Consider the following 16,516-nt stretch of genomic DNA (forward strand, 5'->3'; position numbering starts at 1 on the left):
CCACGTTCGGCACTGCCATGTCATCTGGTCTCGCTCGCGGAGCGCATATCCTGGTCGTCGAAGATGATCCCGACATGGGGCGGGAGATCGTCGCCGAGCTCGAGGCGCGCGATTATCTCGTGAGCCTGGCCGAGACCGGGCAAGACGGGCTCGCGGCCATACGGGCCGACGGGTCGGTCAAGCTGGTGATCGCCGACCGCATGTTGCCGGTGCTCGACGGGCTTTCGATGATCGAGGCGCTGCGCAGCGAGGCGATCGGCACGCCCGTGCTCATCCTGAGCGCGCTCGGCTCGGTCGACGACCGCGTCCGCGGCCTCAAGGCGGGCGGCGACGATTACCTGACGAAGCCGTTCGCCATGGACGAGCTGGCCGCGCGCGTCGAGGCACTGTTGCGCCGGCCGGCCGACACGCGCGCGACCGTGCTCCGCGTCGGGCCGCTGGAGATGGACCTCATCGATCGGACCGTGCATCGCGGTCCGCGGGAGATCGAGCTGCTGCCGCGCGAGTTCAAGCTGCTCGAATACATGATGCGGCGGCCGGATCAGACCATCACCCGGGCGATGCTGCTCGAGGAGGTCTGGCACTATCGCTTCGTGCCGCAGACGAACCTGATCGACGTGCACATGGGCAAGCTCAGGCACAAGATCGACGCGGACGGCGACGTGCCGATGATCGTCAGCGTGCGCGGGACCGGATTCATGCTCCGTGCGCCGGACTGAGCTCTTCCGCACGGCTCAGTTCAGGCTGGCGCTCGCCTTCACCACGGCACTCGCGGCCTGCATGCTCCTCACCTTCGGCTTCGTCTATTGGCAGACGGCGCTCGTCGAGACGGGGCGCATCCGCTATGAGATCGTCGACGAGGTCGAGAATGCGGCGAAGATCGAGACCGACGATCTGCTGCGCGACATCGATCTGCGCATCGCGGCCGACCTCCATCGGCTGAGCTACGCTGCCCTGTTCGATCCGGCCGGCAAGCTGCTGGCCGGCAACATCGCCGCCATTCCGGATGACTTGCCGATCGACGGGGCGGCCCACCGCATGCCGGCCGCCGCCATCGGCGGAGCCGCCGTCGGCGGCGTCGATCGGCGAGTGGCGGGAACGCGCCACGTCACGCTTGCGGCCCGGCATCGCGCCGACGGCGGCACGGTGATCATCGGCCGGGACATGACCGAGGTCGTCGTCCTGCGCCAGACCATTTCGCGCGGGCTGTTGCTCGGCATCGTGCCGAGCGTCGCCCTGTCCTTGATCTTCGGCATGCTGCTCAGCTCCCGCGCGCTCCGCCGGGTGCGGACCGTCCAGCAATCGATCGGCCACATCATGGGCGGCAACCTGCTGGAACGCCTGCCGACCCGCGGAACGGCCGACGATCTCGACAAGCTTGCCCTCGAGGTCAACCGCATGCTCGACCAGATCTGCCATCTGCTCGACGAGGTGAAGAGCGTCGGCGACAATATCGCCCATGACCTGCGGACGCCGCTCTCCGTCATGCGCGCGAAACTCGAGCGCGCGCTCGCCGCGACCGGGGCGGCGGATCTGGAGACGGTGGCGTCGAGCACGCTTGCCGACCTGGACAAGGCCTTTGCCATCATCACGGCGCTGCTGCGCATCTCCGAGATCGAGAACAGCCGGCGCCGGAGCGAGTTTGGCGCGGTGGACTTGCGTGATCTGCTGGCGGAGGTCTTCGATCTCTACGAGCCGCTGGCGGAGGCGAAATCGATCACCTTCACCGCACGACCGGCTGAGCGGCTGCCAGTCGTCACGGGCGACCGGGACCTCTTGATGGAGGCGGTCGCGAACCTCGTCGACAATGCGGTCAAATTCACGCCTGCGGGCGGGCGGGTCGAGCTCTCGGCGACGCTCGAGGCGCAGGTCCCGGTCATCCGGATCGTCGACAGCGGCCCCGGCATCGCCGCCGCCGAGCGGAAATCCGTGCTGAAGCGCTTCTACCGCTCGGACAAGAGCCGGCACGTCGGCGGCCATGGCCTGGGCCTGAGCCTGGTCGCGGCGATCGCCCGGCTGCACGGCTTCTGCCTGCACATCGGCGACGGTATGCCGGGGGCGATCGTGGAACTCCGCTGCCAACCGGTTGATCCGGCAGATTTGCCGGCGGACTGATCAGCCGGCCTCGAGGCTTTCCCCGATATCCGTCTCGATCGTCCGCACCAGATCGTCGAGCGGCAGGTCGTTCTCGTTGCGGCCGAACGGGTCCTCGAGCTCGTCGCCGATCGCGTCGAGCCCGAAGAACGTATAGCTCACGACCGCGACGAGGATGGGCGTGCTCCAGCCGAGCTGCGGTGCCACGCCGAATGGCAGCAAGCAGCAGAAGAGATAGGTCGTGCGGTGGATCAGCAGCGTATAGGCGAACGGCAGCGGCGTATTCTTGATCCGCTCGCACGCGGCCTGGACCTCGCTCATCTCCACGAGCCGGCTCTCGAGCAGCATGTAGCGCCACTCGCTGATCCGGCCTTCGTCGGCGAGCCTCGAGCATTCCTGTCCGATCTGGTCCAAGAGCCGGTTCGTCGCGTTGGCGCTGCCAGGACGCACGGGGCCAAGCGTGCCCCAGGTCCGGCAGGCGTCGGCCTCGCTCGTCCCGTCCAGGCGCGCTCGGAGCGCGTGGGCATAGGCGCAGACGGCGCGCAGCAGCCGTCGCCGGTCGACCGGCAGCGCCATGGTCTCGCGGGCGAAGGATCGCGCCGCGACGATGAGCCGGCCCCATTGCTTGCGCGCCTCCCACCAGCGGTCATAGCAGGCGTTGTTCCGGAAGCTCAGGAAGACCGAGATCGAGATGCCGATGAAGCTGAACGGTGCTATGCCGAACGCGGACAGCGGATCGCCGTGGAGCTTCGTCCAATAGACGACACCGCAGGCGAGCGTGGTGAGCATGGCGACCTTCCACGCGATGAGGCGGATGATCGAGCCGCGCACGGCGAACAGGATCTCCCGGAGCCCGGCGCGGGATCTTGGGGTACTGGTCGATCTCTCCGGCATCATGGGTCGCGGGTCCGTAAGCTTTTGACCGCCAGGCGGTCGGGCGGTGGCGGAACGTGGTTAGCCGTATCGGCCAAGTCCAATCGTTAGATCAGATCCTGCGATAGGAGGATCCTATCAAGCCGATCCGGTGGGCCACATGCTGCAGCATGTGGCTCCGTCTTCGCAGCTTCTCTGCTGAAAGGCTATAATATTAAAATATTTTTTAGAGAGTTATTGTCCTGATTGCTTGTTGTGAAACTATAAATCCGATTTTAAAATTGTGAACATTGTAGGAATTTGATTTCGACCCTACTCAATTGATGCGGAAATGTTTCGAACGATCCGCATCAATATTGAGGAGTGCCGAAGAATGAAAGCGATTCCCCATCGTTTCGCGTTGCTGATCTGTGCGGCGCTGGCCATGACCGCGCTTGCCGCCTGCAGTGACGTGCATCCGCTCCAGACCGCGGCCGCGCAGCACGAGGACAATCCCAGCGTCAAGTAATGCCGTCGGACCCGTCGAGAGCACGGCGCCGGCTGGCGCCATGCTCTCCCGGGTCCTTCTGTCTTTCGTTCCCATGATCCCGGAGTCGCCATGACCGGCATCGTCAAGATAGCGCTCAGCCGGCCGTATACCTTCGTCGTGATGGCGGTGCTGATCTTGATTTTCGGCACGGTCTCGGCGCTGCGCACGCCGACCGATATCTTCCCGAACATCAATATCCCGGTGATCAGCGTCGTCTTTTCCTACACCGGCCTGCCGCCGGACGACATGGCGGGACGGGTCGTCGCCTTCTACGAGCGTGCGCTCACCGGCAGCGTCAACGACATCGAGCACATCGAGTCCCAGTCGATCCCGAACTACGGCGTCATCAAGATCTTTTTCCAGCCGACGGTGAACATCAACGCGGCCTTGGCCCAGGTCACCGCCATGTCGCAGACCGTGCTGAAGCAGATGCCGGCCGGCATCACGCCGCCGCTCATCCTGAGCTTCAACGCATCGAGCGTGCCGGTGCTGCAGCTGGCGCTCTCCAGCGACACGCTGTCGGAGACCAAGCTCTACGACTACGGCACGAGCTTCATCCGCCCGCAATTGACCTCGGTGCCGGGAGCGGCGATCCCGCTGCCTTATGGCGGCAAGGTGCGCCAGGTGCAGGCTGACCTCAACCAGCAAGCGCTGCACAGCTACGGCATTTCCGCGAACGACGTGGTGAACGCGCTCTCGCTGCAGAACCTGATCACGCCGGTCGGGACCCAGAAGGTCGGCAAGCTCGAATACACGGTGAACTTGAACGATTCGCCGAGCGAGATCGAGGCGTTCAACGACCTGCCGATCAAGACCGTCAACGGCACGGTCGTCTATATGCGCGACGTCGCCTATGTGCATGACGGCAGCCCGCCGCAGACCAGCGTCGTCCATGTCGACGGCAAGAGTGCGGTACTCCTGGGTGTCGTCAAGTCGGGCTCGGCCTCGACCCTCGACATCATCTCCGGCATCAAGGCGCTGCTGCCTCATGTGGCGGAAAGCCTGCCCGCGAGCCTCCATCTGACCGCGGTCGGCGACCAGTCCTTCTATGTGACGAGTGCCGTCACCAGCGTGGTGCGCGAGGGTCTGATCGCGGGCGCGCTCACCGCCCTGATGATCCTCCTGTTCCTCGGCAGCTGGCGCTCGACGCTCATCATCACCGTCTCGATCCCGCTCGCCATCCTGACGGCGCTCACGGCGCTTTCGCTGCTGGGCGAGACGATCAACGTCATGACCCTGGGCGGCCTGGCGCTTGCCGTCGGCATCCTGGTCGATGACGCGACCGTGACGATCGAGAACATCAACCGCCATATGGAGGCGGGCGACGAGATCGAGCCGGCGATCCTCTCCGGCGCGCACGAGATCATGATCCCGGCGACCGTGTCGCTCGGCTGCATCTGCATCGCCTTCCTGCCGATGTTCGGGCTCGGCGGCGTCGCGGGCTATCTGTTCCGCCCGCTGGCCGAGGCGGTCGTCTTCGCGCTGATGGCGTCCTATGCGCTCACCTACACGCTGGTGCCGACCATGGCGCACCATCTGCTGCGCCATCAGGCCCATCATGCAGTAGGCCCCGGCCGCAATCCGCTCGTCCGGTTCCAGCAGGCGTTCGAGCGTCGCTTCGAGCGGATCCGCGTCGGCTATCAGGGCGTCCTGCAGCTGGCGCTCGGGCATCCGCTGAAGCTCATCGGCGGCGTGCTGGGCGTGAGCCTGCTTTCGCTGGCGCTCGTGCCGACGCTGGGCGAGGATTTCTTCCCGAACGTCGACGGCGGCCAGATCAAGCTGCATGTGCGCGCACCGACCGGCACGCGCATCGAGGAGACGACCAAGCTCTGCGATGCGGTGAGCGCCGAGATCGAGAAGATCATTCCCAAGAGCGAGATCGACGGCGTCGTCGTCAATGCCGGCATCACCGCGAGCGGCATCAACACCGCCTACAACAATTCGGGCACGATCGGCGTCGAGGATGCCGACATCCTGGTCAGCCTCAAGCCCGGCCACGCGCCGACGGACGGTTACGTCAAGACCTTGCGCACGCGGCTGCCGCGCTTGTTCCCGGGCAATTCCTTCGCTTTCCTGCCGGCCGATATCGTGAGCCAGGTCCTGAATTTCGGCGCGCCCGCGCCGATCGATCTGCAGCTCGTCGGCAACGACGTCGCGGCCAGCCGCAAATACGCGAACGAACTTCTGGAACGGATCCGCCACGTGCCGGGCATCGCCGACGCGCGGATCCAGCAGGCGTTCAGCCAGCCGACGCTCGACGTCAATTTCAACCGGTCGCTGGGTAGTTTGGTGGGCCTGAACGAGCGCGATGCGGCCACGACCATGCTCGACACGCTCTCGGGCAGCTCGCAGACGGACCCGACCTTCTGGCTCAACCGCAAGACCGGCGTCTCCTATCCGGTCTCGATCCAGACGCCGCCGCGCGACATCGGCACCATGAGCGGGCTCGAGGCGATCCCGGTGACTGCGGGCACCGGGACGGGTTCGCAACTGCTGGGCGGCCTCGCCACCATCAAGCGTTCGCCCAGCGATGCGGTCGTCTCGCACTATAATGTGCGCACCACGATCGACATCTATGCCACGACCCAGGGGCGCGACCTGGGTGCGGTCGCGGCCGACATCCGCCAGATCATGCAGCAGACCGCCCACGACCTGCCGCGCGGCGCCGATCTCGTGCTGCGCGGTCAGGTCGCGACCATGACGAGCGCATACCAGCAGCTCTTCACCGGCCTCGCCTTCGCGATCGTGCTCATCTACCTGCTGATCGTCGTCAATTTCCAATCCTGGCTCGACCCGTTCGTCATCGTGCTGGCGCTGCCGAGCGCGCTTGCGGGCATCGCCTGGATGCTGTTCGCGACCGGGACGACGCTCTCCGTGCCGGCGCTGACCGGTGCCATCATGTGCATGGGGGTCGCGACCGCGAACAGTGTGCTCGTCATCAGCTTCGCACGCGAGCGGCTCGCGGCCGGCGCCGATGCCGTCACGGCCGCGTTCGAGGCGGGCAGCACGCGCTTCCGGCCGGTGCTCATGACGGCGCTCGCCATGATCATCGGCATGCTGCCCATGGCGATCGAGCCGGGCCAGAACGCACCGCTCGGCCGGGCGGTGATCGGCGGCCTGCTGTTCGCGAGCTCAGCCACGCTCGTCTTCGTCCCGGTCCTGTTCAGCGTCGTCCACGCCCGCGACCGCCGGTCCGCGGCCGAACCCTCCATGTCCTCCGATCGGAACCACTCATGACCGAGGTCCCCGTCAAGCTTCCCAGCGCCCGCCGGCTGCTCGCGTTCGGCGCGGCGGCGCTCGTGGTCGCCGGCGCCATCCTCGCGCGCGGCCTGATCGAGCGCGCGCGGACGAGGAGCGCGCTCGATACCTGGACGAACGACCAGGCCGTCCAGACGGTGGCGCTCGCCAAGATCGAACAGAACGCCGCCTTCAGGACCCTGTCGCTGCCGGGCACGATCCAGCCCTACAACCGGGCCGCCATCTATGCCCGCGTCAGCGGCTATCTGAAGAGCTGGAACGAGGATATCGGCGCCCATGTCACGACCGGGCAGCAGCTCGCGTCGATCGACACGCCGGATCTCGACCAGCAGCTCGACCAGGCCAAGGCAGACCTGGCGAGTGCCGAGGCCAATGCGGCACTCGCCGATCTCACGGCGAAGCGCTGGCGGGCGCTCGTCGCCTCGCAGGCGGTGGCGCAGCAGGCAGTCGACGAGAAGGCGGGCGACGCGGCGGCGAAGAAGGCCGTGGCCGAGGCGGCGCGCGCCAATGTCCGCCGCCTCGAGGCGCTCGAAGCGTTCAAGAATGTCGTGGCGCCGTTCGACGGCGTGGTGACCGCGCGCAAGACCGACATCGGCGCGCTCATCAACGCCGGCAGCGGTGCGGGCCAGGAGCTGTTCGAGATCGCCGACCTGCACAAGGTCCGGATCTACGTCCAGGTGCCGCAGGCCTTCACCGCTGAGCTGCATCCGGGGCTCAAGGCTAAGTTCGTCCTGCCGGAAAATCCCGGGCAGCCTTATGACGCGACGCTGGTCACGACGTCGAACGCCGTCGACAGCGGCTCGCGCAGCATGCTGGTCGAACTCCAGGCGGACAATCCCGACGGCCGGCTCGCCGCCGGCACCTATTGCGAGGTGCAGTTCCAGGTGCCGGGCGACCCCCATGTCGTGCGTCTGCCGGCGACGGCGCTCGTCCCGGTCGACAAGGGCGTCGAGGTCGCCGTGGTCGGCCCGGACGACAAGGTCGCGATGACGCCGATCAAGCTCGGCCGGGATTTCGGCGACACGGTCGAGGTCACGGCCGGCCTCAAGCCCACCGACCGGGTAATCGACAGCCCCGCCGAGACGCTCCAGGCCGGCGATGCGGTGCGGGTGCAGGCGCCGGCCGCCGATCAGGTCGCGGGCGCTGCTCCGGCGAAGGCGGACTAGGCGATGTCCTCCCGGCTGATCGGTGTTCTGGGCCTGGCGGCGACGTTGAGCGCCTGCAACCTCGCTCCCGACTATCACCCGCCGCTTGTCGCTGTGCCGGCCACCTACAAGGAGACCGGGCCCTGGCAACCGGCAGCACCGTCCGACGACCGGCCGCGCGGGGCGTGGTGGCAGCGCTTCACGGACCCGACGCTCGACCGGCTCGAGCCGGAGATCGACACGGCGAACCCGGATCTGGCTGCGACGGTCGCCCGCTACGACCAGGCGCGCGCGCTTGCGGCCGAAGCCGAGGCCGGGCTCGACCCGCAGGTCGGCCTCGGCGCCAGCCTCACGGCCAATCGGCAATCGAAGACGCGGCCCTTGCGCGGCTCGAGCCAGCCGAACTTCTACGGCGCCAACCAGGCGGCGGTGACGGCCGGCTACGAGATCGACCTCTGGGGCAAGCTCCACAATGAGGCCGCGTCCGGCACGGCGCTCGCGCAGGCGAGTGCGGCCGATCTCGCGTCCATGCGCCTGAGCCTCGAGGCGGAGCTCGCCACCGACTATTTCACGCTGCGCGGCCTCGATGCCAACGCCAGGCTGCTGACGGACACGGCCGACGCCTACCAGAAGGCGCTCGACCTGACCCGCACGCTGTTCCAGGGCAAGATCGCGTCCAGCCTCGACGTCTCGCGCGCCGAGACTCAGCTCGAGACGGCGAAGGCGCAGCTCTCCGATGTGACCGCGCGGCGCGCGCTCATGGAGCATGCGATCGCGAGCCTGGTCGGCCAGCCGGCCGGCGGCTTCTCGATCCCGAGCGAGGTCCGGCCCTTCACCCTGCCGGACGTGCCGGCGAGCGTGCCGTCGACCCTGCTCGAGCGCCGGCCGGACATCGCCGCGGCCGAGCGCACGGTCGCCGCCGCCAACAGCGAGATCGGCGTCGCGCGTGCCGCTTTCTACCCGTCACTGTCGCTGAACCTGCTCGCCGGCTTCCAGAGCAGCGGCCTCAATCTCTTGAGCCTGCCGAACAGCTTCTGGTCGGTCGGCCCCGACGTCAGCCTGCCGCTCTTCACCGGCGGCCGGCTCGAAGCCGAGGAATCCGCGGCCTACGCCCGGTTCCGCGAGGCGAGCGGGAATTACCGCGCGACCGTGCTCGCCGCCTTCCAGGAGGTCGAGGACAATCTGGCTGAACTCCATGGGCTGGGCGAGGCGTCCCAGCATGAAGAGGCCGGCGTCACCGCGGCCCAGCATGCGCTCGACGTGGCGCTCAGCCTCTATCACGAGGGCGCGTCGAGCTATCTCGAGGTCGTAACCGCGCAGACCGCCCTGCTGCAGGCACAGCAGGCCGCCCTCGATTTCCGCACACGGCGGCTCACGGCCGACGTTGGCCTCATCCGCGCGCTCGGCGGCGGCTGGGACACGACGGACCTGCCGTCCGAAGCGGCCGCGACGAAGCTCGCCGCCAATGTCTTGGAGAGCGGCCCTGCCGCGCAAGGGAGTGAAAAGTGACGAAATTATCAGTCGGATTCGGTCTCGCGTCGGTGCTGAGCCTCGTGCTCGCGTCGTCCTTCGGCTATCTGACGACGCAGCGTGCTCATGCAGCCCCACCCAATGTAACCTCGGCTGACGCGACGCCGCCCGTCTATCGGCCGGTCACGAGCGACCTCATGAACGCGATCATCCAGCCGCGGCACATCAAGCTCTGGCTGGCCGGCCAGGCGCAGAACTGGGTGCTGGCGGATTACGAGCGCCATAACCTGCAGGGCGCCTTCGCCCGCATGGCGACGGCGATTCCCGACTACAAGGGGTCGAAGATGACCGACCTGATCGACGCCTTCACGTCGCAGCCGTTCGCCGATCTCGACGCGGCGATCAAGGCCAAGGATCAGGCCCGCTTTGCCCAGGCCTACGGCGCGCTGACCGACGGCTGCAACGCCTGCCACCAGTCGACCGACCATGCCATGGCTGTGGTCAAGGTGCCCGATCGGGACGTCTTCCCGGACCAGGAATTCGCCGAGCCGCACTCGTGAGGAGGCGTTTGGGCGCCGCCTCAGGCGGCGCCCAAACGCACTGCGGGCTCAGGCGCTTCCAGATTGCGCTGGCGCCAGCGGTACGGCGTCTCGCCGACGAACCGCTTGAACACGGTCGTGAAATGCGCATGGGTCTGGAAGCCGACGCTAAGCGCGATCTCGATAACGCTCGTGCGCGGGTCGAGCAGCATGCGCTGGGCGTGATGGATGCGGCGGCGCAGGATGTATTCGTGCGGCCGAAGGCCGGTCGTCGCCCGGAACTGGGTGGAAAAATAGGTCGGCGACAGGCCGGCTACTTCGGCCAGGTCCGGCAGGCTGATCGGCTCCGCCAAATTCGCCTCGATATGGTCGAACGCCCGTTTCAGCCGCCATTTCGGCAGGCCGGGCGGGGTCCGGCGATCCGGCGCCTCGGCATCTTGGCCAGGCTGCGCCAGAAACTGGATCTCGAGCGACAGGCCGGCACCGTCCCGCGTCTCGGCCCGGACCGTGACGTTGGCCGGCAGGATTCTCAGCAATTCGGGGTCCTGATCGACCCGGAGATCGGAAATCTGCAGGCTGAACGCCCCATTATGCTGACGCCGCATCCTGACGATCGCGGGACCATGGGCAGCACCTGGCCGGAGGGCAGGGCTCGCGGCAATTTGCGAGGTCACGAAATCTATCTTCTCGCAGGACATTGCCTGTCTCCTCGAAGCCTGTTTCCTCCCGACTTCGAGACACAAGCTGGCCTGATCCGGCTGAAGTCTCCAATGCAGGCTCGGCACAACGACATGCCCATCCGGCATATCCGTTCGCCGGTGCTGCTTCATCGCAAGATATCGAAGTTTTTGGAAAACCCTTGATCGCCAGGCGTGATAAATTATCCCGATCATAAGGCGCGATAGATGTTCTCGATCGTGGGAACGGTCCGTCGCCCCGGATATCCGCTCGGCTTCGCAGAGGAGTTCATTGAAATGGAACTGAGCCGCCGCGGTTTCATCAAGCTCACCGGCGCCGGCTTGGCGGCCTCAAGCCTGGGTGTCCTTGGGTTCGGTTCGGCCGGCGAGGCGCTCGCGGCCTCGGTCCGCCCCTTCAAGCTGACGGCCGCGACCGAGACCCGGAACACCTGTACCTATTGCTCGGTCGCCTGCGGCATCCTGATCTACAGCATGGGCGACAAGGCCAAGAACGCGCGCTCCAACATCATCCATATCGAGGGCGACCCGGACCATCCGGTCAACCGCGGCACGCTCTGCCCCAAGGGCTCGGCGCTGCTCGACATCGTGCATGCGCCGACGCGCCTCAAATATCCGCAGTACCGCGCCCCCGGCGCCAAGGAATTCAAGCGCGTCTCGTGGGATTTCGCGCTCGACCGCATCGCCACGCTCATGAAGCAGGACCGCGACGCCAATTTCGTCGCGAAGAATGCGGCCGGCACCACGGTCAACCGCTGGACCAGCACGGGCATGCTGGCGGCCTCGGCCGCGTCCAGCGAGACCGCCTATCTCACCTGGAAGGTCGCCCGTTCCTTCGGGATGGTCGTCTTCGATAACCAGGCGCGTGTCTGACACGGACCGACGGTGGCCAGTCTGGCTCCAACATTCGGTCGCGGTGCAATGACCAACACCTGGCAGGACATCAAGAATGCCAACGTGGTGCTGGTGATGGGCGGCAATGCCGCCGAGGCGCACCCGTGCGGCTTCAAGTGGGTCATCGAGGCGAAGATCGAGAACAAGGCCAAGCTGGTCGTGGTCGACCCGCGCTTCACGCGCACGGCCTCGGTCGCCGACGTCTACGCGCCGATCCGCCCGGGAACCGACATCGCATTCCTGAGCGGCGTCATCCGCTATCTTCTGGAAAAGGACCAGATCCAGCACGCGTACGTGCGCGCCTATACCAATGCCGGCCTGATCGTGAAGGACGGCTTCGGCTTCGAGGACGGGCTCTTCACCGGCTACAAGGAGGACAGCCACAGCTACGACAAGTCGAGCTGGGACTACGAGCTCGACGAGCAGGGCTTCGCCAAGATCGACGACAGCTGGCAGCATCCGCGCTGCGTCATCAACCTCCTGAAGCAGCATGTCGAGCGCTATACGCCCGAGATGGTGTCGCGCATCTGCGGCACGCCGCAGGACAAGTATCTCGAGATCTGTGCCCTGTTTGCCGGGACGGCGGCCCCGGACAAGGCGCTCACCAGCCTGTTCGCGCTCGGCTGGACGCAGCATTCGATCGGCGCCCAGAACATCCGCACCATGGCGATGGTCCAGCTGCTCCTGGGCAACATCGGCGTGGCCGGCGGCGGCATGAACGCGCTGCGCGGTCATTCCAACATCCAGGGCCTGACCGACGTGGGCCTGCTGTCGAATTCGATGCCCGGCTACATGACCCTGCCGCAGGACAAGGAACTGAGCTTCGAGCAGTACATGCAGTCGCGGCTGTTCAAGCCGCTCCGGCCCGGCCAGACGAGCTACTGGCAGAACTATCGCAAGTTCTTCGTCAGCTTCCAGAAGGCGGTCTATGGCGACGCCGCCAAGGCCGAGAACGACTGGGCCTACGACTGGCTGCCCAAGCTCGACGTCGACAATTACGACATCATCCGCGCGTTCGAGATGATGAACAACGGCCAGATGAACGGCTACATCTGCCAGGGCTTCAACCCGATGCAGGCGTTCCCGGACCGGGGCAAGATCCGCAAGGCCCTGGGCAAGCTCAAGTATCTGATCGTCATGGATCCGCTCGACACCGAGACGTCGCGCTTCTGGGAGGATCACGGCCCGCAGAATCCGTCCGATCCGGCGAGCATCGGGACCGAGGTGTTCCAGCTGCCGACGACCTGCTTCGCCGAGGAGAACGGCTCGCTCGTCAATTCGGCGCGCTGGCTGCAATGGCATTGGAAGGCGGCCGAGCCGCCGGGCGAGGCGCAGAGCGACATCTGGATCATGGCCGGCATCTTCCACCGGATGCGCGACATGTACCGCAAGGACGGCGGCGCCTTCCCCGACCCGATCTTGAACCTGACCTGGCACTATACCGACCCGGTCGATCCGGACCCGGAGGAGCTGGCGAAGGATATGAACGGCCGGACGCTCGTCGACCTCAAGGACGCGACGGGGGCGGTGGCGCTCAAGGCCGGCCAGCTCCTGGACGGCTTCGCCCAGCTCAAGGACGACGGCACGACCGCGTCCGGCTGCTGGATCTTCTCGGGCAGCTTTACCGAGAAGGGCAACCAGATGGCGCGCCGGGATGCGAGCGACCCGCGCGAGCAGGGCATCGCGCCCAACTGGGCCTGGGCGTGGCCCGCCAACCGGCGCATCCTCTACAACCGCGCCAGTGCCGACCTCTCGGGCAAGGCCTGGAACCCGGCGAAGCCCATCATCGAATGGGACGGCAGCCGCTGGGTCGGCATCGATGTGCCGGACTATGGGCCGACGACGAAGCCGTCCGACGCGGTTGGACCCTTCATCATGAACGCGGAGGGCACGGCGCGCCTGTTCGCGCGCAGCACGATGGCGGAAGGCCCGTTCCCGGAACATTACGAGCCGTTCGAGTCGCCGGCGACCAACCTCCTGCACCCGAAGGTCAAGTCGAACCCGGCGGCGCGCGTGTTCGACCATGACCGGGCCAACTTCGGCACGGCGGCGGAGTTCCCCTATGTGGCGACGACCTATCGCCTCACCGAGCATTTCCACTATTGGACCAAGCACGCGCTCATCAATGCCGTGCTGCAGCCGGAGGAATTCGTCGAGGTTGGCGAGGCGCTGGCCAAGGAGAAGGGCATCGAGCAGGGCGGCTGGGTGCGCGTCTTCTCCAAGCGCGGCGCGATCGTGTGCAAGGCCTATGTGACGAAGCGCATCAAGCCGCTGATGGTCGACGGCAAGCCGACCCACGTGATCGGCGTGCCGCTGCATTGGGGCTTCACCGGCCAGGCGCGCAAGGGCTACGGCGCCAATACGCTGACGCCCTCGGTCGGCGACGCCAATACCCAGACGCCGGAGTTCAAGGCGTTCCTGGTCAATATCGAAAAGACAAGCGCCCCGGTGGCCTGATCCCGCGGCCTGAAGGAGCCAATGATGGCAGATCTGCAGTCCCAGGATTACATCCGACGCTCGGCGACGACGCTGACACCGCCGTCGGTGCGCCACCATGAGCAGGAGGTGGCGAAGCTGATCGACGTCAGCCGCTGCATCGGCTGCAAGGCGTGCCAGTCGGCCTGCATGGAATGGAACGACCTCAGGCCCGAGGTCGGGCACTTCGAGGGTGCCTACGATAACCCGGCCGACCTCGGGCCGAGTGCGTGGACGCTCATGCGCTTCACCGAGTACGAGAACGAGCAGGGCAATCTCGAGTGGCTGATCCGCAAGGACGGCTGCATGCATTGCGAGGACCCGGGCTGCCTCAAGGCATGCCCGGCGCCGGGCGCCATCGTGCAATACGCCAACGGCATCGTCGACTTCATCAGCGAGAACTGCATCGGCTGCGGCTATTGCGTCAAAGGCTGCCCGTTCGATATCCCGCGCATCAGCCCCGTCGACCACAAGTCCTATAAGTGCACGCTCTGCTCGGACCGTGTCGGCGTCGGCCTCGAGCCGGCCTGCGTCAAGGCGTGCCCGACCGGCGCCATCATGTTCGGCGCCAAGACGGACATGCAGGTCTGGGCCGGCGAGCGGGTCGAGGATCTGAAGTCGCGCGGCTTCGAGCATGCCGGGCTCTACGATCCGCCGGGCGTCGGCGGCACGCACGTGATGTATGTCCTGCACCATGCCGACAAGCCGTCGCTCTATGCCGGGCTGCCGGACGAGCCGAAGATCAGCGACTTCGTCGGCTTCTGGAAGGGGGCGATCAAGCCGCTGGCGCTTGCCGGCGTGGCGCTCACGGCGGTGGCCGGGTTCTTCCACTGGATCGTCGCCGGGCCGAACGAGGTGCAGCCGGAGGACGAGGCCGAGGCGCGGCATCTGCTCGAGGGTAAGGAGCGCAGGTCATGAGCTACCCCAAGGGCACCATGATCCGCCACACGACCACGACGCGGATCAATCACTGGATCACCGGCGGCTGCTTCGTGCTGCTGCTGCTGTCGGGCCTGTCGATGTTCCACCCGATGCTGTTCTTCCTGTCGGCCCTGTTCGGCGGCGGGCAATGGACGCGCGCGATCCATCCGTGGATCGGCGTCTTGCTGTTCCTGAGTTACGCCGGCCTCATCGTGCAGTTCTGGCGCGAGAACCTGCCGAACCGTGCCGACCTCGACTGGACGCTGGCCCTCAACAAGGTGCTCGTGAACGAGGAGGAGGGCGTGCCCGAGGTGGCGCGCTTCAACGCCGGCCAGAAATTCGTCTTCTGGTCCATGGCGCTGCTGGTGCCGGTGCTGTTCTTCACCGGTCTCGTGATCTGGGAATATTATTTCTTCCCCTACACCTCGATCGAGGTGCAGCGCGTGGCGCTCTTGATCCACAGCCTCGCCGCGATTGGCGCGATCATCGTCTGGATCATCCATGTCTATGCCGCACTCTGGGTCAAGGGCTCGATGCGCGCGATGACCCAGGGCTACGTGACGCCCGGCTGGGCCTGGCGGCATCATCGCAAATGGTTCCGCAGCCTGGCCGAGACCGGATCGCCTGGTCCGACGCCGCGCATCACGACACCACGCACCACGAGGGAGGGGCGGTGAGACAGGGCGAGGTAGCACCCAAGGGCTCCTGGATCGGCAACCCGACGGGCGGCGTCTCGGCGCCAGAGGCGGTGATCCTGCCCGATCCCGCCCGACGCTTCCTGCGTACCGCCGCCAGGCTCGAGGCCCTGTCAGCGGGGCATCCGATGGCGGAATGGCTCGGCTTCATGGCCCTCTTGGCGCGGGCGCAGCATGGCGCCGCCACGGCCCTCGGGCCCGTCGCGGGTCCCGCGCCAGAGGCGGTGCGGCAGGCGGTCGAGGCACGCATGCCGCCGCTCGCCGCCGACGGCCACCGGCGAGACCCCGCCTGGCGCCTGACGCTCCGCTTCCTCCTCGACGGCTTCGACGCGAGCGCCGTCCCGGCGCCGGTGCGCGACGTCATCGCGAACCTGCGCGACCGCGATGCCGCGGCGCTCGAGGCGCTCGCCGATGATTTCCTCACCGGTGGCGTGGCGCCGGCCGACGTCGGCGCCGCGCTCTATGTCGCGGCGGCGCTGCAGGTCTATTTCTCCCGGCTCGCCGCGGACCTGCCCGTCGAGGCCCTGCGCCTGTTGCCGGAGCGTGGGCTCTGCCCGTGCTGCGGCTCGACGCCGGTCGCCGGCATCGTGACCGCCTCGGGTGCGACGCCCGGCGCGCGCTATCTCCACTGCTCGCTCTGCGCCACGGCCTGGAACCATGCGCGCGCGGTCTGCATCACCTGCGGCCAGTCGCGCTCGCTCGCCCAGCGCGGCATCGACGGCGACAGCGGCGCCGTCAAGGCCGAGACCTGCGACGAGTGCCATAGCTACGCCAAGATGCTGTACCAGGCGCAAGACACGCAGGTCGACGCGGTCGCCGACGATCTCGCGAGCCTGGGCTTGGACGTGCTCGTCGCCGAGGCCGGCTGGCTGCGCCATGCGCCCAATCCCCTGCTGCTCGTCGGATAAGCCGGGCGCTCCTCGTTGAA

Annotated in this window: 14 protein-coding genes; 12 read left to right on the forward strand and 2 right to left on the reverse strand. The window is 66.8% G+C overall.

Annotated elements, in window-relative coordinates; translation table 11 throughout:
- The first annotated feature begins 17 nt into the window (after nucleotides 1-17).
- Nucleotides 18-719, forward strand: coding sequence for a response regulator transcription factor (locus IEY58_RS03970; protein ID WP_189043476.1), 702 nt, complete (start codon nucleotides 18-20; stop codon nucleotides 717-719).
- Entirely contained in the window at nucleotides 706-2,115 is a 1,410-nt protein-coding gene (locus IEY58_RS03975) for a sensor histidine kinase (protein ID WP_189042763.1), read from the forward strand. Before IEY58_RS03970 ends, IEY58_RS03975 begins: the two co-directional genes overlap by 14 nt.
- Here the strand turns inward: IEY58_RS03975 and IEY58_RS03980 are convergent, their stop codons facing one another.
- Nucleotides 2,116-2,991 (reverse strand): bestrophin family protein, encoded by an 876-nt coding sequence (locus IEY58_RS03980; protein WP_229743466.1) that lies wholly within the window; start codon nucleotides 2,989-2,991, stop codon nucleotides 2,116-2,118.
- A 349-nt stretch (nucleotides 2,992-3,340) separates the two neighbouring features.
- Between IEY58_RS03980 and IEY58_RS34570 the strand changes: the two genes are divergently transcribed.
- From IEY58_RS34570 to IEY58_RS04000, 5 genes are all read left to right on the forward strand, one after another.
- The gene (locus IEY58_RS34570; protein WP_268237549.1) at nucleotides 3,341-3,475 is read left to right on the forward strand and encodes a hypothetical protein; all 135 of its coding nucleotides are present in this window, start codon (nucleotides 3,341-3,343) and stop codon (nucleotides 3,473-3,475) included.
- 90 nt (nucleotides 3,476-3,565) lie between these two features.
- Nucleotides 3,566-6,733, forward strand: coding sequence for an efflux RND transporter permease subunit (locus tag IEY58_RS03985; protein ID WP_189042765.1), 3,168 nt, complete (start codon nucleotides 3,566-3,568; stop codon nucleotides 6,731-6,733).
- Nucleotides 6,730-7,920, forward strand: coding sequence for an efflux RND transporter periplasmic adaptor subunit (locus IEY58_RS03990; protein WP_189042767.1), 1,191 nt, complete (start codon nucleotides 6,730-6,732; stop codon nucleotides 7,918-7,920). The genes IEY58_RS03985 and IEY58_RS03990 overlap by 4 nt, the downstream gene beginning before the upstream one ends.
- 3 nt (nucleotides 7,921-7,923) lie before the next feature.
- Nucleotides 7,924-9,408 (forward strand): efflux transporter outer membrane subunit, encoded by a 1,485-nt coding sequence (locus IEY58_RS03995; protein WP_189042769.1) that lies wholly within the window; start codon nucleotides 7,924-7,926, stop codon nucleotides 9,406-9,408.
- Nucleotides 9,405-9,929: a cytochrome family protein gene (locus tag IEY58_RS04000; RefSeq protein ID WP_189042771.1), complete on the forward strand. Its 525-nt coding sequence runs from the start codon at nucleotides 9,405-9,407 to the stop codon at nucleotides 9,927-9,929. Before IEY58_RS03995 ends, IEY58_RS04000 begins: the two co-directional genes overlap by 4 nt.
- Nucleotides 9,930-9,949: 20 nt before the next feature.
- On the opposite strand, the gene IEY58_RS04005 is transcribed toward IEY58_RS04000, so the two are convergent.
- Nucleotides 9,950-10,513 (reverse strand): helix-turn-helix domain-containing protein, encoded by a 564-nt coding sequence (locus IEY58_RS04005; RefSeq protein ID WP_189042772.1) that lies wholly within the window; start codon nucleotides 10,511-10,513, stop codon nucleotides 9,950-9,952.
- 18 nt (nucleotides 10,514-10,531) lie between these two features.
- Here IEY58_RS04005 and IEY58_RS04010 point away from each other — a divergent pair, with 18 nt between their 5' ends.
- The 5 genes from IEY58_RS04010 (at nucleotide 10,532) to fdhE (ending at nucleotide 16,496) form a co-directional block, all read left to right on the forward strand.
- Complete coding sequence (locus IEY58_RS04010; RefSeq protein WP_189042774.1) at nucleotides 10,532-10,771, forward strand: hypothetical protein; 240 nt, start codon at nucleotides 10,532-10,534, stop codon at nucleotides 10,769-10,771.
- Between the two features lie 111 nt (nucleotides 10,772-10,882).
- A complete protein-coding gene (fdnG, locus tag IEY58_RS04015; protein WP_189042776.1) occupies nucleotides 10,883-13,954 on the forward strand; it encodes a formate dehydrogenase-N subunit alpha in 3,072 nt (1,023 codons plus the stop codon).
- A 21-nt stretch (nucleotides 13,955-13,975) separates the two neighbouring features.
- Nucleotides 13,976-14,890, forward strand: coding sequence for a formate dehydrogenase subunit beta (fdxH, locus tag IEY58_RS04020; protein WP_407648378.1), 915 nt, complete (start codon nucleotides 13,976-13,978; stop codon nucleotides 14,888-14,890).
- A complete protein-coding gene (locus tag IEY58_RS04025) occupies nucleotides 14,887-15,570 on the forward strand; it encodes a formate dehydrogenase subunit gamma (protein ID WP_189042778.1) in 684 nt (227 codons plus the stop codon). The genes fdxH and IEY58_RS04025 overlap by 4 nt, the downstream gene beginning before the upstream one ends.
- Nucleotides 15,567-16,496: a formate dehydrogenase accessory protein FdhE gene (gene fdhE / locus IEY58_RS04030; protein ID WP_189042780.1), complete on the forward strand. Its 930-nt coding sequence runs from the start codon at nucleotides 15,567-15,569 to the stop codon at nucleotides 16,494-16,496. Before IEY58_RS04025 ends, fdhE begins: the two co-directional genes overlap by 4 nt.
- Nucleotides 16,497-16,516 lie beyond the last annotated feature (20 nt).

The sequence above is a fragment of the Aliidongia dinghuensis genome, assembly GCF_014643535.1.
GTDB classification, from domain to species: domain Bacteria; phylum Pseudomonadota; class Alphaproteobacteria; order ATCC43930; family CGMCC-115725; genus Aliidongia; species Aliidongia dinghuensis.